At 57.7% G+C, this 22,301-nt stretch carries 18 protein-coding genes; 9 read left to right on the plus strand and 9 right to left on the minus strand.

All coding sequences use genetic code 11. The annotated features are described in order from the left end of the window. Nucleotides 1-8: 8 nt before the first annotated feature. On the minus strand, nucleotides 9-1,067 hold the full coding sequence (locus CAL20_RS21755) for a hypothetical protein (protein ID WP_143277092.1): 1,059 nt from the start codon (nucleotides 1,065-1,067) through the stop codon (nucleotides 9-11). A gap of 645 nt (nucleotides 1,068-1,712) precedes the next feature. Here CAL20_RS21755 and CAL20_RS21760 point away from each other — a divergent pair. Continuing rightward, nucleotides 1,713-3,017, plus strand: a complete 1,305-nt coding sequence (locus tag CAL20_RS21760; protein WP_143277093.1) for a hypothetical protein — start codon at nucleotides 1,713-1,715, stop codon at nucleotides 3,015-3,017. Nucleotides 3,018-3,199: 182 nt separating this feature from the next. Here the strand turns inward: CAL20_RS21760 and CAL20_RS21765 are convergent, their stop codons facing one another. From CAL20_RS21765 to CAL20_RS21800, 8 genes are all read right to left on the minus strand, one after another. Beyond that, nucleotides 3,200-3,673, minus strand: a complete 474-nt coding sequence (locus CAL20_RS21765; RefSeq protein WP_094823192.1) for a hypothetical protein — start codon at nucleotides 3,671-3,673, stop codon at nucleotides 3,200-3,202. 642 nt (nucleotides 3,674-4,315) lie between these two features. Next, nucleotides 4,316-5,803: a tripartite tricarboxylate transporter permease gene (locus tag CAL20_RS21770; RefSeq protein WP_094823193.1), complete on the minus strand. Its 1,488-nt coding sequence runs from the start codon at nucleotides 5,801-5,803 to the stop codon at nucleotides 4,316-4,318. 1 nt (nucleotide 5,804) lies between these two features. Continuing rightward, nucleotides 5,805-6,290, minus strand: a complete 486-nt coding sequence (locus tag CAL20_RS21775; protein ID WP_094838995.1) for a tripartite tricarboxylate transporter TctB family protein — start codon at nucleotides 6,288-6,290, stop codon at nucleotides 5,805-5,807. 24 nt (nucleotides 6,291-6,314) lie between these two features. Next, on the minus strand, nucleotides 6,315-7,268 hold the full coding sequence (locus tag CAL20_RS21780; RefSeq protein WP_094838996.1) for a tripartite tricarboxylate transporter substrate binding protein: 954 nt from the start codon (nucleotides 7,266-7,268) through the stop codon (nucleotides 6,315-6,317). Between the two features lie 214 nt (nucleotides 7,269-7,482). After that, entirely contained in the window at nucleotides 7,483-11,223 is a 3,741-nt protein-coding gene (putA, locus tag CAL20_RS21785; protein ID WP_094823196.1) for a trifunctional transcriptional regulator/proline dehydrogenase/L-glutamate gamma-semialdehyde dehydrogenase, read from the minus strand. Nucleotides 11,224-11,308: 85 nt separating this feature from the next. Further along, nucleotides 11,309-11,848 (minus strand): GAF domain-containing protein, encoded by a 540-nt coding sequence (locus tag CAL20_RS21790; RefSeq protein ID WP_094823197.1) that lies wholly within the window; start codon nucleotides 11,846-11,848, stop codon nucleotides 11,309-11,311. Further along, nucleotides 11,845-13,206 (minus strand): MFS transporter, encoded by a 1,362-nt coding sequence (locus CAL20_RS21795; RefSeq protein WP_094823198.1) that lies wholly within the window; start codon nucleotides 13,204-13,206, stop codon nucleotides 11,845-11,847. The genes CAL20_RS21790 and CAL20_RS21795 overlap by 4 nt, the downstream gene beginning before the upstream one ends. A gap of 31 nt (nucleotides 13,207-13,237) precedes the next feature. Further along, nucleotides 13,238-14,470 carry a metal-dependent hydrolase family protein gene (locus tag CAL20_RS21800; RefSeq protein WP_094838997.1) on the minus strand — a complete coding sequence of 411 codons (1,233 nt, stop codon included), beginning with the start codon at nucleotides 14,468-14,470 and terminating at the stop codon, nucleotides 13,238-13,240. 134 nt (nucleotides 14,471-14,604) lie between these two features. On the opposite strand from CAL20_RS21800, the gene CAL20_RS21805 reads away from it, so the two are divergent. The 8 genes from CAL20_RS21805 (at nucleotide 14,605) to CAL20_RS21840 (ending at nucleotide 22,255) form a co-directional block, all read left to right on the plus strand. After that, nucleotides 14,605-15,582 (plus strand): LysR substrate-binding domain-containing protein, encoded by a 978-nt coding sequence (locus CAL20_RS21805; RefSeq protein ID WP_256981696.1) that lies wholly within the window; start codon nucleotides 14,605-14,607, stop codon nucleotides 15,580-15,582. A 249-nt stretch (nucleotides 15,583-15,831) separates the two neighbouring features. Next, on the plus strand, nucleotides 15,832-16,572 hold the full coding sequence (locus tag CAL20_RS21810; RefSeq protein ID WP_094823200.1) for a GntR family transcriptional regulator: 741 nt from the start codon (nucleotides 15,832-15,834) through the stop codon (nucleotides 16,570-16,572). Continuing rightward, nucleotides 16,569-17,360 carry an ABC transporter ATP-binding protein gene (locus CAL20_RS21815; RefSeq protein WP_094838998.1) on the plus strand — a complete coding sequence of 264 codons (792 nt, stop codon included), beginning with the start codon at nucleotides 16,569-16,571 and terminating at the stop codon, nucleotides 17,358-17,360. Before CAL20_RS21810 ends, CAL20_RS21815 begins: the two co-directional genes overlap by 4 nt. Then, a complete protein-coding gene (locus tag CAL20_RS21820; protein WP_094823202.1) occupies nucleotides 17,357-18,127 on the plus strand; it encodes an ABC transporter permease in 771 nt (256 codons plus the stop codon). The genes CAL20_RS21815 and CAL20_RS21820 overlap by 4 nt, the downstream gene beginning before the upstream one ends. A 20-nt stretch (nucleotides 18,128-18,147) precedes the next feature. After that, on the plus strand, nucleotides 18,148-19,134 hold the full coding sequence (locus CAL20_RS21825; protein WP_094823203.1) for an ABC transporter substrate-binding protein: 987 nt from the start codon (nucleotides 18,148-18,150) through the stop codon (nucleotides 19,132-19,134). 30 nt (nucleotides 19,135-19,164) lie between these two features. Further along, nucleotides 19,165-20,169, plus strand: a complete 1,005-nt coding sequence (locus CAL20_RS21830) for a zinc-binding dehydrogenase (protein WP_217903951.1) — start codon at nucleotides 19,165-19,167, stop codon at nucleotides 20,167-20,169. 50 nt (nucleotides 20,170-20,219) lie between these two features. Further along, the gene (locus tag CAL20_RS21835) at nucleotides 20,220-20,645 is read left to right on the plus strand and encodes a PaaI family thioesterase (RefSeq protein WP_094823205.1); all 426 of its coding nucleotides are present in this window, start codon (nucleotides 20,220-20,222) and stop codon (nucleotides 20,643-20,645) included. Nucleotides 20,646-20,728: 83 nt separating this feature from the next. After that, nucleotides 20,729-22,255, plus strand: coding sequence for a class I adenylate-forming enzyme family protein (locus tag CAL20_RS21840; RefSeq protein ID WP_094823206.1), 1,527 nt, complete (start codon nucleotides 20,729-20,731; stop codon nucleotides 22,253-22,255). The last annotated feature ends 46 nt before the right edge of the window (nucleotides 22,256-22,301 follow it).

Below are 22,301 nucleotides of genomic sequence, written 5' to 3' on the forward strand. Positions count from 1 at the left end.
GCGCGAGTTCAGTACCGTGACAGGCGATTCCGTTGCGGCGAGCCTAAGGTCGGGCATAGCTCTTTGTAATTCTCCTTGATGTAGCTGACGGCTAGTCTGCGCAGATTTGTTCTGTGGTTATAAAGGATGTACAGCCTGATATCAGCGCCCACAGCGGGGCCGAGATGTTTGGCGATGATGTCTTTTCCGAGCAACTCCTGCTCTGTCGCAGCGGACTCGTCAGAAGAGGCCCTAGTACGCCGTAGATAAATCGCCTCACGGGCTTCGGCCATACGCGTGTTTAGAGGCGATCCTTCGTAGTCTCGTACAGCGGTAACGGTCTCAACTGGGACAGATTCCAACAGCGACGACGAGATACGTTCGCGTTTTTCGTCACCGATAAACCATTGCGCCATCGCGATCCATTTTTCGTCAATAGGCGCTGACATCGTTGTTGGCAACGCGTGAAAACTTTCTTCGGTATTTTTATCAATCGCACCAATGGCGCGGGCCACAATGTCGGTATGCCCTGTGTTGTCGAGATTCTTTTTGAATTCCACCAGCATTGCCAACTTTTGATAAACCGAATCCCCAGACCTGGGATAGCCCAGTCGTTCCGAGAACAACCAGTCCACCGTGGACCGTATGTCTGCAATCGTTCTCGAATACTGCAAATCAGGATGCGTCAGCAAATCCATACTTTGCTGATACTCCGCGTCAGAAAGATGCTCCAACGCATGCAAGAGCGGCCCATTCGTAAAAACATAAAAAGCCGAGTTATCGGCAAGCCATTGCCGGCCGACTGTTTCGACGTATTTATAGTACTGAGGAGAGAACAGCCGCTCTGCCACCGAGGGGCTGTCGATAGGACATCCATGATGATCCAGCGCTGCGCGTAGTTCATCTTCCACCATTCCCACCAGAATTTCCGATCTATCACGCATCGCTTGGCCGAATGGACTGCTGTTATTGATGGCCAGCCAAGTTTCCCGCTGTTTCACCGTGGGTTCCGGATCGTTTCGGCAGGCGGTAAGAGCAACGCTAGACAGCAAGCCCGCGACACACAAAATCAATAGTCTCTTCATCATGTTTTGTCTTGTTATTTGACGTGCAAGGTCGAGTGCCCTTTAACGCTGGACACGTTGCTATGCAGTGATTGTTTTTGAACCCGATCCTGTAGACGTTCGTGCGCTGATGTGTTTTCCAGAAACGCAAAAAATTCCGTAACACGATTTCTCAGTAATCGGTTTCGCCCGGATCTCTCTGGATTGAGCGAAAGCCGAGGCTAGCAAACGCTCTTATTGTTTTGTAGAGGACAAGTCCCGCTGGGCAGTGTGTTTATTGGCAGCAAACGCCTGGATTTAGCTGGTTGAGCGGCAAGTGATGCCGTTCTCATGCAGATATTCAGAAAACTAAAACAGGACCAATCCCAATATTCGCCGATGCCGCAACGGGCATCTGCGGGACGTACCGCGACGATCTGGCTTTCTGTAGGTCTGCTTTTTTCCAAGAGGTCTTCATATCGCGGACCCTCGAAATTCTACCCGCTATCGTCTATTCAAAAGGACGGCTTACGGCCTGACGTGACACCTGCGGACGAGAAACAGGAACACGCTTAATGTCAGTGTTACTCATCCATCGGTGAAATCATCAATCAGCAACATTATTTTTTGAAAACGCTTATGGAATACATACACCCTCTGCCGGCTGGCGCGTCCCGTCCATGGCCTGCAATGACCACACCCACTACGCCAGAAACGAGCGCAAAAACGATCAAGACCGACACGGAGGAAAGCGATCTTCACAGTAAGGCCGATAGCGCTGGTCAAGCCGTGCCGCGTCAACCCGGCACACTCGTGTCGGATCGGCTTGCCAGAATCTTCATGCGTAGCAAAAGCATGGAGGTGGGGTCAGAGATTCGCAGTCTGGTCAGTGACTGCGAGACTCACTGGTTTTCCAGGACGCTTATTGCGCACAACGCCGTCGTACCTAAGCTGGCAGAGTCGGTATTGATGACTGTACAAGGAGATATGACAAAGGCTTTTGCGTTCGCTGCTGCAATGGGCGATTCGTGCATTGCCTCTGTGTTCTTTGAAGCAGGGGCAGATACGGTTCAGGTTGCTAAGAGCTTCATTGATAGAGGTCAATGGCATGCCGTGAAGCTGATCATCAAGGATAGATTATTTCGCTTCTCGGACGGAAACGGAGGTATCTCCGATGTTATGGCGTACGCGCTGGAATCGCACAACGTTCCAAGCATGGACTGGCTGAAATGGTTATGCGACGATGTGCCAAGTGCAGGCGAGCTTGTTGCCGCGCACTTCGGGCAAAGGCGTAATCTGGCCGGATTGATGGAAATGGCCAGATCGCAGAGCATCAGCCCCGGCCCGTTGATGGAAGCCGTTGTCAACATGCCGGGCCTCAGCCGCGAAGAACGTATCAGCGCGATTCGGAAAATCGTTGATTGGGAGGAAGTACCTGACTATGGTACGCGTACCTCGGAGAACGCACTCCATGACCAGTTGGCGCAGAGCAATCTAAAGGCGGCGGAACTGATGATTGCAGGTGGCGTGAGCTGGAACCACGCTTTGTTTTTTTCTTCTTTTCATAATGATGTATCGACAATAAAAAACCTGTTCAAATGCGACGGCATCCAACAGGACGATGTCATGAATGCCTTGCTATCCCGGCCTTCTCCCCTGGGCCAGGGTGCTATTGCTTATTCGATGATCCAACACTATGCCCTAGACAAACATCTATCCCCGTCGTTGAAAATCCGTGGGCTGAAAGAACTATTAAACGCTCGCCCGGGGATCAAAGAGCTCTTTAGGGACATTGCCGAAATAATGCTGCGAAACGAGATACGAGCGGGCAATACCCATGTCGTCGCTATTTTGATGACAGCCGGGGTCAAGATAGATGACATCGACGACTTGGATTGGTTAGCCGATCCTATGCGCACTACGGGCGCTCAACAACAGGTTGACGCTCACAGCAACCCCAGCAATACGGTTAAACCGAGCAAGCAGTTTGTTTAACCAAACCGTACGTTTATCACCGTACAGTACGTCGCACGGTGCGGGGAGACGAGTATCGACGGATAGCTGATCTTTAAGCTGTCTGAGTGGCGTCGCTAGGGGCGACTAGCGACGTCACCACCTGCCAAATTGAACGCTATGCAGCGCGATAGTATCCACACATATAGAGCTTCCAGTGCCATTCACGAAGTTCTGTTATAACGAAAAACATCGTTAGTAAAATATCTGGTATCCAAATCTACCGCCGGCTCTAACCCGCCATAAAAGACGGGAATTCGAAATTGCTCTGCCAGACTACTAACATAACGCTGCATAGCCAACATCACAGCTTCAATATCAGAATAGCCTGAGTCTTCGAAAGACAGCTCGACGTCTATCCCACCGTTATATTTAATGACTCGCAAAAAAACGTCTTTAAGACATTTGTCGCCAAAAATCTCCAAATAACAGATTCGGCCCATTATGCAAATAGTGTCTTGGCAGTCGATAACGGCATCTATCAACTCATTGGTTATTTCAGTCCCAGCTAAAGCCCCGAGCGGCTCAGATACTGTTAGGTCGACAAACGTCCCGGCCTTTGCTTCCAAGCTTTTCAGCAAAGGAAGCAAACTCCTCCGGGGGACTTCTTCTAAAACGATTTCGTATACTTCAGCCATAAATGCTTAATCGACAAAACCCTTGAACGTGCCGTCCATATTTAGACGTACACCTCGACCGTCAGGTAATCGCTTTTCCAAAAAAGAGATTCCCTTGTCTGTCGCGACTTGCTTGAATTGCCCAGGAGATCGGACGATGTCATGCAAGTGTTTCATCGCTTGATCGTTCCAAGTACTCGCTGCCCCTGTAGTTTTACCCCATATATGAGGATTTCTACCAGCATGCTTGGAATAAGAAACGAACGCATCATCTACACATTTGCGACGCACACGACACCGCCACCGGCAACGCGATGCGATGAACGTGACAACTAAGAGAAGGAATCAATAACTGAGCCGATAGGGCTCAGTCAGGGCCAGACGCCCAGCATCGAGGCATGTCGCTGCACAGTTTCCAACGGTCTAAACAGGCACCCACGCATCGCCCTCGGCTGAGCGAGCTGCAAGGCTAATGAACGTTTTTATTGTTTTGTAGTGGGGTAGCGACCGGATTGCGCTACCCCTTCAGCGGCAAAGACGTTGATATCGCTGGCTGAATCGCAGATCACTCGCTTTACGCAAGACAATCCGGAAAATTAAAAACAGGACTATTCTTATATGCCTGTCCGAACGCTGCGCTCGCGTATCAGGATGGCAGAACGATCACGCATTCGCCCGCAACTTGCGCAACAGCGCCGGCAAGAACAGCACCGCCAGCGCCAACACGATGAAGGTGGCCGACAACGGCGACGACACCAGCACCAGCGGATTGCCTTCGCCAATCGACAAGGCGCGCCGTAATTGCGTCTCTGCCAGCGGCCCCAAAATCAATCCGATCAACACCGGCGCAATGGGAAAGTCATACACGCGCATCACATAACCTGCCAAACCGATGACAAACATCAGCAGCAGATCCATCCACGACGTACCGACGCCCCAGATCCCGACCATGGCAAAAACCAGGATGCCCGCATACAGATACGGACGAGGAACCAACAGCAATCGCACCCACAGGCCCACCAGCGGCAGATTCAACACCAGCAGCATCAGGTTGCCTACATATAGCGACGCAATCAGCCCCCATACCAGGTCGGCGCTGTTGACGAACAAGAAGGGTCCAGGCTGCAGGCCATAGCTTTGAAATGCGGCCAGCAACACGGCAGCAGTGGCCGATGTAGGCAAGCCCAAGGTCAACAACGGCACAAGAATGCCTGCCGCCGCGGCGTTGTTCGCCGCCTCTGGCCCTGCGACCCCCTCGATCGCGCCTTTGCCGAATTCCTCTTTATGTGGGCTCAATCGGCGCTCTATCGTGTACGACAAGAACGTCGGCACCTCGGATCCCCCAGCCGGCAATGCCCCGATCGGAAAACCCAACGCAGTTCCGCGCAGCCACGGTTTCCAGGACCGTCGCCAATCCTGCCGCGTCATCCAGCGCCCCCCCGACAGCGGATTCACCGCAGGCGGCGCGTTGCGATAGCGGCTGGCCACATAGAGAATTTCCCCGACGGCAAACAATGACACCAGCACTACCGTGATGTCGATGCCGTCCAACAAATCCGGAGAACCGAACGCGAGACGCGCCTGCCCGGAAGGGCCGTCAATACCCACCACACCCATCGCCAGGCCCAAGAACAATGCAATAAAGCCGCGCACCCGCGATGTCCCCAACACCACCGATACCGACGTAAAGGCCAACAGCATCAAGGCAAAATAATCTGCCGGCCCGAACACGAACGCCAGCTCCGCGATTGCCGGCGCCAGAAACGTCAAACCCAAGGTCGCCAATGTCCCCGCCACAAAGGACCCGATCGCCGCCGTCGCCAGCGCTGCTGCGCCGCGCCCGGCACGCGCCATCTTGTTGCCCTCGAGCGCCGTCATCATCGAGCCGCTTTCGCCGGGGGTATTCAACAATATCGAGGTCGTGGATCCGCCATACATCGCACCGTACAGCACGCCGGCAAACATGATGAATGCTGCCGTCGGCGCCAGTTTGACCGTCACGGGCAACAGCAGGGCAATCGTCAGGGCCGGCCCGATTCCCGGCAACACCCCAATGGCAGTGCCGAGTAATGACCCGACAAAGGCCCACATCAAATGCGCGGGCTGCAACGCGACGGCAAAACCCGCCATCAAGGAATCAAAGGCATTCATCTCACCACCCCGCCAGCGGCAATGCGCCACCCAATGTCACACCCAGCCAGGAAAATCCCGCCCAGCAAATCCCGCCCAGCACCAGACCGATCACACTGTCGAGCACCAGCCTGCGCGATCCAAACGCATGCGTGACCAAGACAAACGCCAACATGGCGGTCAGAGGGAAGCCAAGCGATTGCATCGTCAGTAAAGGAATGCCGGCCCCTGCTGCGGCAAAGGCAAAAGCCTTGCGCGACGGCGCGGCGCCGGCCTCGGCGCTCTCGGCCTCCTGGGGATCAAACGAGTCGCCGCGCGCGATCTGCGCCATCAACGCCAATCCGAGCAGAATCAGGATCAGCCCGACCAGCATGACAAATGCCCCTGGCCCGACTCCGCCGTAGCCCGCCGCATCCGGCAACCCATACCCTTGCTGCAGCCAGATCGCTCCGATAATAATCACGGCCAAGGCCAACCACCACGGACGGCGTTGCGGCGTCGCGGACATGACGTTCTCCTGTGCGGAAATGGCTTACTTTGCCAGGCCTAGATCTTTCAAAACTTGCTCCTGGCGGACTTTTTCCTGGTCCAGGAACTTGGCGAAATCGTCGCCTGCGAGATAAGCATCATCCCAGCCCTGTTTCTCCAAGGTCTGCTTCCATTGGGGGGAGGCGTGCATCTTTTGAAAACGATCCAGCCACATGGCGCGGCCTTCTTTGCTCATCCCCGGCGCTCCCACGATACCGCGCCAATTCCCGATCACCACGTCCACGCCTGATTCCTTGAGGGTCGGCGCGTCAACGCCTGGGAGGCGTTTATCAGACGTCACGGCAATGATGCGCAGGCGCTTCTGATCCGCATAGGGTTTGAATTCCGACAAACCCGACAATGCGAGCTTCAATTGCCCGCTGACCAGCAAGGGCACCAGCTCCGCGCCGCTCGGATAGGGGATGTAATTGAGTTTGCGCGGATCGACGCCGGCCGATTTGGCGATCAACCCTGCCGCGACTTGGTCGACACCGCCGATCGAACCACCCCCGATTGCCAGGGCGCCGGGGTTGCTCTTCATCGCGGCGATCACGTCGGCCACGGTCTTGATGGGCGAGTCCATCGGTACGGCCAGCACATCGGCGTCATCGGTCAATCTGACGAGCGGCGTCACCTGGTCCAGCGAGACCGGCGATTTATTCAGGATGATGCCGCCGACCAGGATCGCCCCCATCGACATGATGGCGTTGTCGTCGTTCTTGCTGGTGTTGATGAACTCTGCCAAGCCGATCGTGCCGCCTGCGCCGCCTTTGTTCGTGACCTGAAACCCGTCGGTGAAAATGCCGGCCTGCTGCATGACCTGCAACGGCACGCGCGCCGCGGCGTCATAGCCGCCGCCGGGCCCTCCCGGCGCCATGACCTTTGCCGGCGCGGCCCCCGCCGCCCACGGTAGCGCAGCCACGACCAATGAAGCCAAAACCCGGGTAATTCCTAGCATGGATGTCTCCTCGATCGGCCGATGCGTGGTGCCACCCACCGGCCGTTGCCTGTTTATTGATATACGGCGTAACAGACTTCGATACTAGACAATTTTCGGGCGCAATGCCATGCCGTTGTTTTCAGGGTATTCAGCCAGCAGACAGCCTCGGATATTCGTGGGCCGACGCTGACCCAGCGTCAGTATCCCCGGCTGTCATGCCGGGGATACCCCGTCAAGCCATCGTCATCAAGCTGGCATTACCCCCTGCGGCGGCGGTGTTCACGCTCAGCGCACGTTCAATCACAAGACGTTCCAACGGAATTTGCGTTTCGCCACTCGCCAAACCCGTGACGGTCACAATCGCACCGTCCCGTTGCGAGATTGCCGCCAGCGTGCGCCGCAGCGAATCCTCGTCGCCATGATGAAGGACAGCATCAAAGTTGGCATGCGCCAGATCGGAAGCGAGCGTGATGTGGCTGCGCACATCCTGCGGCAAACGGCCATGCAGCGCCACGGCTTGAGCATTGGCGCCAGGCCACACGGCATGACTGCCAACCGCCAATACAGCGGCCAGCTGATTCAGGCGATCGGCATCATTGTCAGCCAGGCATAACACCGCCTCGCGCGGCAACACCTGATAGGTATTGCGCTCGCCGGTGGGACCGGCCAACTCGAATGCCGCGCCGCTGAAGAACGGCTGCGCGGTTTCTACGGCATGGCCCTGTGCACGGCGCCACTGGGCCAAGGATGCCGCCGCCGATCGCGCCGGGGCCGATTGGATCAGCGCCTGCACACCGAAAGGTTGCGCCAACGCGGCGCCGGGACGGCGCGACAGCAGGCGATACACGTAGAGCGGGCCGCCCGCTTTGGGCCCAGTACCGGACAAACCCTCGCCGCCAAAGGGCTGCACACCCACGACAGCGCCGACGATGTTGCGGTTGATATAGACGTTGCCTGCATGAGCGGCATTCACCACACGATCGATCGTCTCATCGATACGCGTGTGCAAGCCCATTGTCAGACCGTAACCGGTCGCCTTGATCTGTGCGAGCAACAGATCGAGATCCTCGCGGCGATAGCGCACCACGTGCAAGACAGGTCCAAACACCTCGCGCTGCAAATCAGCCAGATCCGGCAATTCAATCAGTGTCGGCGGAATAAAGGTGCCTTGCACCATACCGGGATCACGCTGGCACAACTGATGCACCGCACGCCCCTTGCCGCGCAGCGTGTCGATGTGGCGTTGAATGTTGGCTTGAGCCTCGGCGTCAATCACCGGCCCGATATCGTTGGCGATCTGCTCGGGATTGCCCAGGCGCAGTTCTTCCATCGCGCCCTTGAGCATCGTGATCAGCCGGTCGGCCGCGTCTTCTTGCACACACAGCACGCGCAACGCCGAGCAGCGCTGACCGGCACTATCGAACGCCGAGCTCAAGACATCGACTACGACTTGTTCGGTCAAGGCCGAGGAATCCACAATCATCGCGTTCTGACCGCCGGTCTCGGCGATCAGCGGGATGGGCTGCCCATCAGGTGCCAGACGCTGCGCCACGGTTTTCTGCAGGATGCGCGCCACTTCGGTCGATCCCGTGAACATCACGCCCATCACCCGTGCATCGCCCGTTAACTGAGCGCCCACCGTTTCCCCGCGGCCCGGAAGCAACTGCACCGCCGCCTGGGGTACGCCCGCCTGCCACAGCAATTCAATCGCCCGTGCAGCGATCAACGGCGTTTGCTCGGCGGGCTTTGCCAACACGGTATTGCCCGCCGCCAGCGCAGCGGCGACCTGGCCCGTGAAAATCGCCAACGGGAAATTCCACGGGCTGATGCAAACTACCGGTCCCAAGGGCTTGTGCGTCGCATTGTCGAATTGGCTCTGCACCTGAGCCGCGTAATAACGCAGGAAATCGACAGCCTCACGGACCTCCGCGATCGCATTGGCATAGGTTTTTCCCGCCTCGCGCACCAGGATGCCCATCAATGGCTTGATCTGCGCCTCCATGATGTCCGCGGCATGAGTCAATGCTGCAGCTCGGTCACTCGCAGGCGTATCTGCCCACGCAGGCGCAAAGTCATGAGCGGCCTGCAACGCCGCCTCGACCTCCAGTTTGGTAGCCTCTCGCACTGAACCGACGAGGTCCGAATGCATCGACGGATTCAGAACCGGCGTGGGTAGCGGCACGATATCGCGTGCGTTGGCCATGTCCGCTGCAATCATCGGCCCGGCAGCCAATGTCTGGCGTGCTGCCTCGGTGAGATCATGGCTCAGCTGAGCCAGTGTATGCTCATTTGCCAGGTTCAACCCCTGCGAATTGACACGGTCCCGGCCATACAGATCCGCAGGCATCGGAATTCCGGGATGCGACTCGCCGAGCTTGCCTTCGGCAAACGCCATTTTCTCGATCAACTCGACCGGATTCTGTACCAACGACTCGATCGGATAATCCTGATCTGCAACCTGGTTCACAAAAGACGTGTTGGCGCCGTTTTCCAGCAAACGGCGAACCAGATACGCCAGCAGCGTCTCATGAGTTCCCACTGGCGCATAGATCCGGCAAGGGCGGCCAAGCTTGCCGCTATCCGCCGAACCCACGACTTGTTCATACAAGGGCTCGCCCATGCCGTGCAGGCATTGAAACTCATACTGCCCGGGATAGTAGCTTTGCGGATCGGCCAGCTCGTATACCGTGGCCAGCGTCTGGGCGTTATGCGTCGCAAACTGCGGATAGACCGCATCGGGTGCAGCCAACAGTTTGCGGGCGCATGCGATATAGGACAAGTCGGTGTAGGGCTTGCGCGTGTAGACGGGATAGTCTTCCATGCCCTCGAGCTGAGCGCGTTTGATTTCCGTATCCCAATACGCGCCCTTGACCAGACGGATCATCAAACGCTGGCCGCTGCGCCGCGCCAGATCGATGACGAAATCAATGACATAGGGACAACGTTTCTGATAGGCCTGGATGACAAAGCCTATGCCTTTCCAGCCTTGCAGCTCGGGCTCAAAGCATAGTTTTTCCAGCAGCTCCAGCGACAGTTCCAGGCGATCTGTTTCCTCGGCATCGATATTCAGGCCGATGTCGTACTGACGTGCCAAGCGGGCGAGTTTAAGCACGCTGGGATACAGCTCGGCCATGACCCGGCCGATCTGTGCGCGGTAATAGCGCGGATGCAAAGCCGACAGCTTGATCGAAATACCAGGGCCTTCGTACACGCCGCGTCCGTTCGACGCCTGGCCGATGGCATGAATGGCCTGCTCATAGTCCTGGTAATAGCGCTGCGCATCCGCCGCCGTCAGCGCCGCCTCGCCCAACATGTCGTAGGAATAACGAAAGCCCTGTGTCTCCAGCGCCTGCGCATGCTTGAGCGCCTCGGCCATATTCTCGCCGGTGACGAATTGCTCGCCCATCATGCGCATGGCCATGTCCACGCCTTTGCGGATCAGCGGCTCGCCACCCTTGGCAATCAAACGGCCGAGAGAGTTCGTCATGCCCCGTTCGCTGTGCGTCGCCACCAGCTTGCCAGTCAGCATCAACCCCCAGGCGGCAGCGTTGACGAACATCGATGGACTCTGGCCGACGTGTTCTTTCCAATTGCCATGGCTGATCTTGTCGCGGATCAGCACATTGCGCGTGGCCGTATCGGGTATGCGCAGCAATGCCTCTGCCAGACACATCAAGGCGATGCCCTCTTGCGAGGACAAAGAAAACTCCTGCAACAAGCCCTGTACCAAGCCGGCCTTGCCTCGCGAGGCCTTGCGCGCACGCAGAGCGGCCGCAATGCGTGTCGCCAAGGCCTGGCTACGCGTCACCATGTCTTCGGGCAAACGCGCCTGCTCCATCAACCAGGGGATCGCGACAGGCTCAGGCCGGCACCAGGCTTCGGTGATAGCGGCCTTCAAAGGCGATTGCGTAGCCAAAGGCGTCAGTTGAGTAAACCGATCAGTGGGCTGGCCGGCGGGCAATAAGGTATCCATGAAAACTTGGTAATGTGTAAATCAGAAACAGAAAAACGCCGAGCATCCCAAAGATGCCCGGCGAGCAGAATCGCGATTGCGCTACTTAAACACTATCGAGTTGCGACCGGTCCACATCGGCAACAGCAGCCTGCGCGGCCGATACCGCCTGCAAAAACACCGGTGCGCAGATTCCGGCAATAACCGTCGCCAGATCCTGGTCCACCTGGTCGTAGGCATGGCGATGGCTCAGCAGATTGAGCGAACCGATCACGCGTCCCCCGTGGCGCACAGGAATATTGAAAGCCGAATGCAGGCCGCGGTCGATCAGCAGCGACGCTTCGGAAAACACAGTCCGTACATCGTTCTCGTTGCTGGCAATATAAAACTGCCCTTGCTCGAGCACGCGGCGGGACCATGGCCCTGCACCCGTCGCCTTGAATCCGCCCAATGGACTGATGCTTTCATCAGAGGTATGGAGCCGTTTCATCAAACGGTGCTCTTCCAGATAGAGCAGCGACGTGAACAAGGCGTATCCGAAAGCCTCTTTCAGCAAACCCGAAATAACCTCCCATTGAGCCTGCTCTGTGCTCGCCAGACTCAATGCCCGGGCGTGAGCGGCACATGACTGAAATGGCGAACTCATGCCTCGATTTCCTCTAGCACCACACCACGGGTGTTCTTGCCAAAGAACAAAATACCGAGGCCGCCGATCAGCAGAATCGTCGTCATCATGGCAAACACGCCACCAAATCCCAGAACGGGATAAGCAACGCCGACAATGGTCGGAGAGGCAATCGACCCAACTCGTGCAAAGGCGGAGGCAGCACCCATACCGGTCGCGCGAATCGCTGTGGGATAAATTTCAGCGGTATACGTGTACTGACCCGCAATCACGCCGTTCATACCAAAGGACAGCAGCATGCTCAACAAGATGATCTCGGCCTCGCCGTTGGCAAAGGCCAGCCCCAGCGCAGCCAGGCACGAAAACAACATGTAGGCCAGGATGGTGTACTTACGGCCGAATTTGTCATTGAAATAAGCTGCCGAGAAATATCCCGGAATCTGCGCCAAGTAAATCAGAATCGTGAACGAGAAACTCTTGGTGATCGTAAAACCACGCTCGACCAACAAGCTCGGGATCCACACCAGGAATGCGTAATAGCAGAACAGCACTGTGATCCAGAACACCCACACCAATACCGTGGTGCCAAGGTACTTGGCCGAGAACAGCGACACCAGTTTCGCCAACGCACTCTGCTGCGGGGCCGCGGGCTTCGCGGTGCCTGCCTTGCGCGTCGAGACAGGCATGGGCAAGGGACGGCCCAGGTGCTGTTGCACCTGGTTCTCGATGTTGGAGCAGATACGATCGGCTTCGGCCGTTCTGCCCACGTGCTCGAGCCAGCGCGGCGACTCGAACAGCGATTTGCGCCACCACAACAGGAAAACCACCGGCACTGACGCGATGATCATGATCCAGCGCCAGCCATCATCGCTCATCGGCACAATGAAATAACCCAGCAGCGCCGACAGCACAAAACCAAATGAGAAGAAACCCGCCAACGCACCCGTGAAACGGCCACGGTATCTGCTGCTGACGAACTCGGCCAGATACGGCGCGATGATGGCGCCCTCTGCGCCCATCCCGACGCCGGCAATCATGCGCAGGATGTAGAACTCATGGAAATTCGTCGCGAAAGCATTGGCAAATGTCGCCAAGCAAAATAGCAGCAAGGCCCACATCATGACCTTTTTACGGCCAAAGCGGTCTCCGAGGATGCCGGAGAACAAGGCGCCCACCAGAAAGCCCACGTAGGTACTGCTGGCAATCCAGCCGATTTCGCCGGTTGTCAGGCCCCACTGCGTACGCAGCGAGGGAATGATAAAAGCGATGATGCCGGCGTCCAGCGCCTCAAAAGCCAGCCCGAGGCCGCCGATCATCAGCAGCTTGAAATGAAAGCGGCTGAACGGCAAGCGCTCCAGGCGCTCCGATATAGAAAACATAATGAAATCCGAGAGGGAATGATGAGGCCTGTCAGCAGGCGTTCTTGTAGACTTGGCCGCGTTGCACGATCAGCTTGATCGAGTCGGTGTCTGTGAGCAGTTCGACGTTTTCCAGCGGATTGCCGTCGATCAACAACAGGTCGGCGTAGGCGCCTTCGACCACTTCGCCCAGACGGCCCTCGTGATTGAGGATCTCCGCACCGATCAAGGTGGCTTGCTGAATGGCCTTGGCATTGCCCACGACGCGGCTGCGCAGCACCAATTCCTGGGACTGCATATAGTGGGTTTCGCCCAGCAGGTCGCTGCCAAAACCCATCTTCACGCCGACTTCTTCGAGGATTTCCAGAGCGCGCATGCCATGCGTGCGCACGTCGGCGATCTTCTTGACTGAATCGGCCGGCAAGCCATAGCGCTCGCCTTCGTTGGCCAAGCCCTCGTACGTTATGACCGTGGGCACCATGTAGACGCCACGCTCCTTCATGAGCTGAGCGGCTTCGTGATCGACGAGGTTGCCATGTTCAATCGTGCGCACACCGCACTTCACTGCGCGGATGATGGCGCGCGCGGTGTAGGCATGTGCCATGACGTACGTGTTGGCGTTGTCGGCTTCTTCTACGATAGCAGTCAGCTCAGCTTCGGAGAAACCCAGATTCTGAACCGGGTCATGCGGAGAAGACACTCCGCCCGACGCCATCACTTTGATCTGGGTGGCGCCATTGAGTATTTGCTCGCGCACCGCCCGGCGGCACTCATCAACGCCATCGACCACTTGGCCGATATTGCCGATTTTCCCGGCGCACGAGCAGGGATCATCCAGAATGTCATTACGTGCGCGGAAATCTGCATGGCCTCCGGTTTGAGACAAGGCCTTGCCAGAGCAGAAAACGCGTGGGCCATCGATCAACCCCGACGTCACCGCATCGGCCAGTGCCCAATCGGCGCCGCCTGCATCGCGCACCGAGGTAAAGCCCCGGTCCAACATGCCCTGCATGATGGGCAACGCACGCAACAGCGCCATGGTGTTGGACATGCTCGCCATGCGCCCCAGATTAAAGGACGAGGCCACGACGTGCACGTGGCAGTCGATCATGCCTGGCATGAGTGTCTTGCCCTGAGCGTCGATCACTTCAGCCTCCGGCGACACCACTTCTGAGCCGCCAATCCGGGAAATTAGCCCGTCTTCGATCAGCACATTCTGTGCCTCCTCGAGGACCAACGTACGAGTATTAAGGATCTTGCAATTTTTTACGACGACGGGCTTCATAACGGTAACGATTTAACCAGACAAAATACGACAGGCCGCACTCTACCGCTACAATCGCCTCGAAGGATATGGGGTTCCCCCTTAGAAATTCGACACAAATTTGAACAGCCATATGAGTTTTACTCATACGCCCCATGAGACGCCGCTGCCCCACTCTCTCTGAGCTGAACGCTTTTATCGCCTCGGCACGTCATTTGTCGTTCTCCAAGGCGGGAAAAGACTTGTTTGTGACACAGAGCGCCATCAGCCGGCACATCGCGACCCTGGAAAGTTATCTCGGGCACACACTTTTTTTGCGTACGCCCAACGGACTGCAATTGACGCGAATGGGGACGACCTACCTCAGCCTCATCAGGCCGGCAGTTCGCGCGCTTGAAAGCGCGACCTCCCAGGTAATGACAACTCAGCAATCCGCTCAGTCCCTGAGCTTATCGGTCGCCCCGACATTTGCATCACAGTGGCTGCTTCCCAAACTCAAGACCTTCAGGGCCATTCACCCGGATATCTCCATCAATTTTGTGCGCTATACCGTGGCGGACTATAAAAGCACGGAGCTCGACTTCGATGCGTCTATTGAATACGGCTACGGCGACTGGCCCGATGGCACGGCGACTTATCTGATCGGCCGCGAAACCCGGATCGTGTGCTCTCCCGATTATCTTGATCGGCAACGCATCAAACGCTTTGATGACATCAAGCGCTGCACGCTGCTCCAACACATCGAGATTCCCCAGGCATGGGAAGACTGGTTTACCAGCACCACGGGCGAATATAGCCGCGCCCGCTTTGGGCCCGGCTTCAATCTCTTCACCATGATCATCCAGGCCGCCGCATCCGGCTTGGGCGTTGCGCTCATACCGGATTGCCTCATCGAACGAGAGCTAGCCACAGGCGAACTCGTCGATGTGTTTCAGCAAACATTTGAAGGCTCACTCGGCTATTACCTATGTGCACCGACGTGGCGTAGCAATATGGAAAGCTACGACCTGCTGCGCCAGTGGCTGGCGCATGAGTGCCTGCACGCGCCACGAGCAGACTTGCCGCCAAGCCAAACCGCCAGCAATGAACAATTCGCTGGATGTCGCTATTGCGGCGCAGAACTACCCGCATAATTGCGGCGACGCAAAACGCCGTTTTGCTCCCTCTTTCGCACGCACCATGTGCGGTCAACTTCCTCGAGAAAATCGTGTGAGCAGCTCACGTGAGCCGCTCACAAGTCTTTGATTTATATGGTTTTTACTTATATGCATAGTGCGTATTGATGTTTCACACTTCGCATGTGAGTACCTAGAATGGTCTCATGTAGGCGGTTCTGGAAACATCTGTGAGCTGCCTACACATCCACTCTAGATGCGGCGGCCATGATCTTTCCTCCTGTTTTTTCTGCACCTGCACATGAAGCAAACAGCGCCTTGAGCTTTGGGGATGATGCCTACACCCGCGTGCGGCGCGACATACTTTCTTGCCGCTTGCCTCCCGGCGCATTTGTGACGGAGCCGGAGCTGATGACCAGGTACGGCATCCGCAAGAACAGCGTGCGTATCGCTTTGGTAAGACTGGCCCATGAAGGCTTTGTAAAGTCACGCCCCCGCAAGGGCTATCAAATTGCACCCATTACCTTGCGGGACGTGGAGGAAGTCTTCACGCTGCGCGTGCAGCTCGAACCCCTGGCGGCACGTCTAGCCGTAGGCCGCGTTGACATCGCACAGCTGCGCGAACTCGAGGCCGCTTGCCGAGTGCAACACCCGGTCATGCAATTGAACGATCAGATTGATGCGTTCATGGACGCAAACTCAGCTTTTCATCTGGCCATCTCGGCCGCCTGCGGCAATGAACGGCTGCACCGCACATTGGCATCGCTGCTGGACGAAATGTCCCGGCTGGTCGCGCTGGGATTTGGCGTCCAGAAAACCAAGCCGGAAATCAAGCACGACCATAACGCCTTGATTTCAGCTTTCGAAGACCAGGACGGCAAGCGTGCCGAGCTGATCGCGCGACGACATATTGAGACATTCCAGGCAATGACCATGGAGAAACTTTATGCAAGTCTGGCGGAAACCGGTGCGGCCATTCCTATTAGCGGCCCAGGGAGCTGGCGATGAGCGCCCAACCCGACATCGTATTGGCCGGTAATGCCGCCCGCAGCGCCGCCCCCATCGTGCTGCAGGCGACGCAACTCAACAAGTTTTATGGCTCGCTGCAAGCCTTGCGCGACGTGTCATTCGACGTACGCCGCGGCGAAGTCGTGGCTTTGCTGGGGGCATCCGGGTGCGGAAAAAGCACATTGCTGAACATCGTTGCGGGCCTGGATTCGTTCGATAGGGGCGACCTGGACATCGAAGGCCAGCCCGCCGCGCAGTTCAAGCAGTGGCACAAACTGGCATATATGTTCCAGGAAGACCGCCTGCTGCCCTGGCGCACCGTGCGCGACAACGTTGAGTTCGGCCTGGAGGCCCAGTCCCTGTCCCGCCACGAGCGGCACGAACGTGCAGAACAAGCCTTGCGCACCGTGGGACTGGCCGAATTCGCTCAATCGTGGCCCCATCAGTTGTCCGGCGGTATGCGCAGCCGCGTCGCCCTGGCACGCAGCCTGGTCGTCCAGCCGTCAATACTGCTGATGGACGAACCCTTTTCAAAGCTAGACCCGCACACGCGCAGCCAGATGCATCAGGAACTGCTGCGGATTCAGGCCGACAGCGGTGCCACCATTCTGTTTGTCACGCACGACGTTGAAGAAGCCGTCGTGCTTGCGGATCGCATCGTGCTGCTGGAGCCTCGTCCCGGCCGCGTCAAACAAATCGTCGACGTGCCTTTGGCCCGTCCTCGCCTGCCCACCGACCCGGACACGGCCGAACTAACCCGTCAACTCCGCCTGAAGGTGACACCATGACGCAAACCGCCGGGCGTTCCGTGTGGATTCTGCTGAGTCAGCGTCTGTTCCTCGCCCTGGTCTTTATCGCCATCTGGGCGCTTGCAGCATCACGCATGCCGGCCTTTATCCTGCCCGGCCCCACGAAAGTCTGGACGGCCATGCAGGCCCTGTTCGCCACGCCCACGTTCCTGCACGACATCGGCATGACGCTGTACCGCGTAGCAATGGGCTTTGTCCTGGCCACTATCGTAGGCACACCATTGGGTTTGGCGCTAGGAGCGAATCGTACGCTGGCCAATTTTTTCGAACCACTGCTCTCGGTAATCAATACCGTCTCGTCGGCAATCTGGGCGGTGTTCGCCATCATCTGGTTTGGCATATCAAACGCGACGACGATCTTTGTTGTCTTCATGACCGCCATGCCGCTGATCCTGACCAATGTATGGCAGGGGTCAAAGAACGTAGACAAACAGCATATAGATCTGGCGCGCAGCTTTCGCATGTCGCGCACGCAAATCCTGCGCAAGATTTATCTGCCCACCATCCTGCCCTACTTTTTCTCCGGCGCCCGATTGGCCTTCGGATTCGGCTGGCGCGTGTCGCTCGTTGCCGAAACGCTGGGCTCCTCGGACGGCATCGGATACCGCCTGCGTCAGGCGGCCGATCTGGTGCAAACCGACCAAGTGTTTGCGTGGACGCTCACGCTGGTCTTGCTGATGCTGGCCCTCGAAGGAGGGCTGTTGAAACCGATGGAACGCCGTCTGTTCCGCTGGAAACCGATTTAAAACTCAACGGAGTTTTTGTGATGAACTGGAAAAAGTGTCTGCCCGTCACACTGGCAGCAGCAGCCTTGCTTGCCTCTGCCAATGCCCTCGCCGCCGACAAAGTACGTATCGGCTATTGGAGCAGCGGTGTCAGCCTGGGCTATGGCTCAGTGCTGGAGGCTACCGATTTTTTAAAGAAACAAAACCTGGACGTTGAATTCGTTCGTTTCCCCGACGTCAACGCCCCCTTGCGCGCGTTGGCCTCGAACTCGATCGATCTGGCCTTTGGCGCGCCTGCAGCAGGCGTGTTCAGCAGCGCCGCCGAAGGCGTGCCCATCAAGGTCTTTTCCGCGACGCAGCCTGCCGACGTGCAATTCGTCGTACCTGAAGGGTCGCCGATTACTTCATTGGAACAACTGCGTGGGAAAAAGGTCGGCATGTCGCCCGCCGGCAGTTCTGTGTCTGTCATCGCCGGTGCGGTGCTGGACGGCAACTATGGCATCAAGAACGGCGATTTCTCGCTAGTAGGCGGCAACGAATCCCGCATCGCGCAATTCCTCGCACAAAAACAGGTCGATGCCGCAGCGTTGCGTTCCGTCACGATCGCCCAACTGAGCGAACTGAAAGTTACGCGCCTGGGTACGTTTGCCGACGAATGGAAAAAGCTGACCAAGAGCGACTCTGTGCCCTATATCGGCATCGGCGCCGTGCGTAGCGAATTCATCGCGCAGCATCCCGATGTGGTGGCGCGTGTACTGGCAGGCATGCGCAACACCCTGTCGTGGGGCGAAACGCACCGGGACGAAGTCGTGGAGATCCTGCAAAAGTCCGCCAACCTCCCCGAACAAGATGCTCGCGTCTATGCAGGCCAGTGGTCGAACATGAATCGCGTTGCATTCGAGCCGGCAGATATCGCCACCCTGAAACGCGAGCATCAGGTTTTCACAGAAAGCGGAATGATCAAGGGCGAACTCAAAGACGATCTTTTCGTGACCGGTCCCTACGAACAATCCAAAACCATCAAGTAACACTCCAAAGGAATAGCGATGAGCAAAACCATGAAAGCCCTGCTGTTGAGCGAACACGGCGACCTGGACCAGCTGAAGGTCGTCACCGATAAACCCGCGCCCACCGCCACCGCAGGCCATGTGGTGATTCGCGTGGGTGCGTCCTCATTCAACTATCACGACGTCTTCACCGTGCGCGGCATGCCCGGTATCAAAGTGCCGCTGCCGGTCGTGATCGGCCTGGATATGGCGGGCGAAATTGTCGAAGTCGGTGACGACGTGGCTGACTGGAAAGTCGGCGACCGCGTGCTGGTCAACCCGCTGAATCGCGCCAAAGGCCTGATGGGCGAAATGCTGGACGGTGGGATGGCCGAATATTGCCTGGTGTCCGCACAGCAACTGATCGCCCTGCCCGAGAAAGTCAGCTACGAAGACGCGGCCGCCCTGCCCGTCGCCTATGGCACCGCACACCGCATGCTGATCACCCACAACACCGTCAAGGCAGGTGATCGCGTGGTGGTGTTGGGCGCCAGCGGCGGCGTAGGCACCGCCTGCGTCATCCTGGCGAAACTGCTGGGCGCAGAGGTCATCGCCTGCGCAGGCAGCGACGCCAAAGGCGAGCAACTGCTCAAGATCGGCGCCGACCACGTCATCAATTATCGCGACACCGATTTCTCGAAATGGGCCATCGCGCAGTATGGCAAACCCCAGCGTCGCAACAACGAGGGTGGCGTGGATGTGGTCATCAACTTCACCGGCGGCGACACCTGGGTGCCGTCACTGAAATGCCTCAAGCGCGGCGGCACCCTGCTCGTATGCGGCGCCACGGCAGGCCATGATCCAAAGGAAGACCTGCGCTATGTGTGGAGCTTCGAATTGAACATCAAGGGTTCGAACAGCTTCTACGACGACAACCTCAAGGCCCTTTTGGACATGGTGGCTGACGGCAGCGTCAAACCCGTCATCGATCGCGTCGTGCCGCTGGAACAAGCCGCCGAAGGGCTGGCATTGATCCGCGACCGCGAAGTGCTGGGCAAAGTCATCGTCAAGCCCTGATTTGACGCCCTCTGCGAAATTAATTCCTTGAAAATTTCATTATCGATATCATGAGCGAAACCACACTCCCCACCAAAGAAGATATCCAGGCGCGCTTGCGCCGCGGCCCTTATCACGAGTGGCTGGGCATCGAGGTCCTGTCCGTATCTGAAGGCGAAATCGAGCTGTCTGCCAAATGGCGCGAAGAATGGGTCGTCAATCCCGACGGCGGCTACACCCATGGCGGCATTCTGGCAGCCTTGGTCGATCTGACGGCTGACTGGGCACTCGTATCGCAGACCGGACGCGGCGTTCCCACCATTGACCTGCGCGTGGATTACCACCGCGCTGCGATGCGTGGCGACCTGCACGCCAAAGGCAAAGTCATCAAATTCGGCTCGCAGATTTCGATTGCCGAAGCCTACGTGTACGACGCCGAAGGCAAGCTGCTGGCCAGCGGCCGCGGCGCCTATTCCACGCCCAAGCCCAAGGCGTGATAGCGCGGTGCGTCCGGGTCAACACGCCCGGCGCACCATCCGACCGGCCTTGAATTTTTCTCCATTGCCACGCAGTCCGTATCATGACTACTCTGAAGAACCTCGGTGACCTGATAGACCCTAAGGCCGATCCGCAGCAAATCGCACTGATAGGGCTGGATGGCAAAGCGGGAACGCCCGAGACTGCGCGGCAATATACGTATGCGGAAGTCGATGACCTGGCGCGCGGCGTCGCCCAGGCCCTGCTGTCACAAGGATTCCAGACCGGTGACCGCATCGCCATCCTCGCTGCGAACTCAGTGCCGTATATCGCGACGGTACTGGGCATCATGCGCGCCGGACTCATTGCGGTGCCGGTCAATTTCAAGTTCCCGCCTGCGCTGATCGAATACGTGCTGCAAGACAGCGGCGCACGTCTGGTGCTGCATGATCAAGCCCGCGCGACGGCCATTCCTGATCATATTCCCCGCATCGCGCTGGATACGCCAGAGTTCGACGCGTGGCGCGCCGAGGGCAGCACGCCTTCATACACACCTGGCGATGACGATACGGCGCTGATGTTGTATACGTCCGGCTCCACCGGAAAACCCAAGGGAGTCCGGCTATCGCATGCGGGCCAATGGTGGACCGTCGATACGCGGCGCAAGGCGACCCCCTTGGCATCTGAACGCGCACTGATTGCCGCGCCGCTATATCACATGAATGCGCTCGCCTTGGCCTTTCTGTCGTTGGCCAGCCATGCGACGACGGTACTGCTGCCTCAGTTCACAGCGGCCGCCTACATCGATGCCATCGGCACCTATCGCTGCACGTGGCTCACTGCCGTTCCGCCCATGATAGCGATGATGCTGCGCGAACGCGATCTGCTGGCACGCATCGATCTATCGTCCGTTAAAGTCATCCGCATGGGCTCTGCCCCGGTCAGCGCCAGCCTGCTGACACAGATTCACGCCATGTTTCCGGCCGCGCGTGTCATCAACGCCTATGGCACGACCGAGGGTGGCCCCGTTGTATTTGGTCCGCATCCGGCAGGCTTGCCTACACCGACGATGTCGGTGGGTTATCCGCATCCCTTGGTCTCGGTGCAATTGCAGCCGGGGCCCGGAGACGGCCCGGAACAAGGCATTCTGACGTTGCGCAGCCCCGGTTTAATGCAGGGATATCACCAGCGCCCTGACCTGGCGCTGCCCTTCACCGCCGACGGTCATTACATCACTGGCGACGTTTTTCGCCGCGATGCGGATGGCTTTTACTATTTTGTCGGCCGGCGCGACGATATGTTCGTCAGCGGCGGCGAGAACATCTACCCAGGTGAAGTCGAAAAAATGCTCGAACAGCATCCTGCCGTTCAGCAAGCCGCGGTGGTACCCGTCGACGATGACATCAAAGGCACCAAGCCCGTGGCATTCATTGTGTTGCGCGCCGGCCAACATGCCGACGCCGAACAGATCAGACAGTATGCGTTGGCAAACGCCCCGGCGTATCAGCACCCGCGTCAGGTCTGGTTCGTCGACGCGCTGCCTCTGGCGTCAACGAACAAGATCGATCGTCATCAATTGCTGGCAGAGGCTGCGAGGCGATTGAGCCTGGATCCCCAACACGCGGACTGATCCCGCACACAACACCATGTCGTTTATATCGCGATACAGACTGCAG

Origin of the sequence: Bordetella genomosp. 4, from assembly GCF_002261185.1 — a bacterium.
GTDB lineage: Bacteria > Pseudomonadota > Gammaproteobacteria > Burkholderiales > Burkholderiaceae_B > Bordetella_A.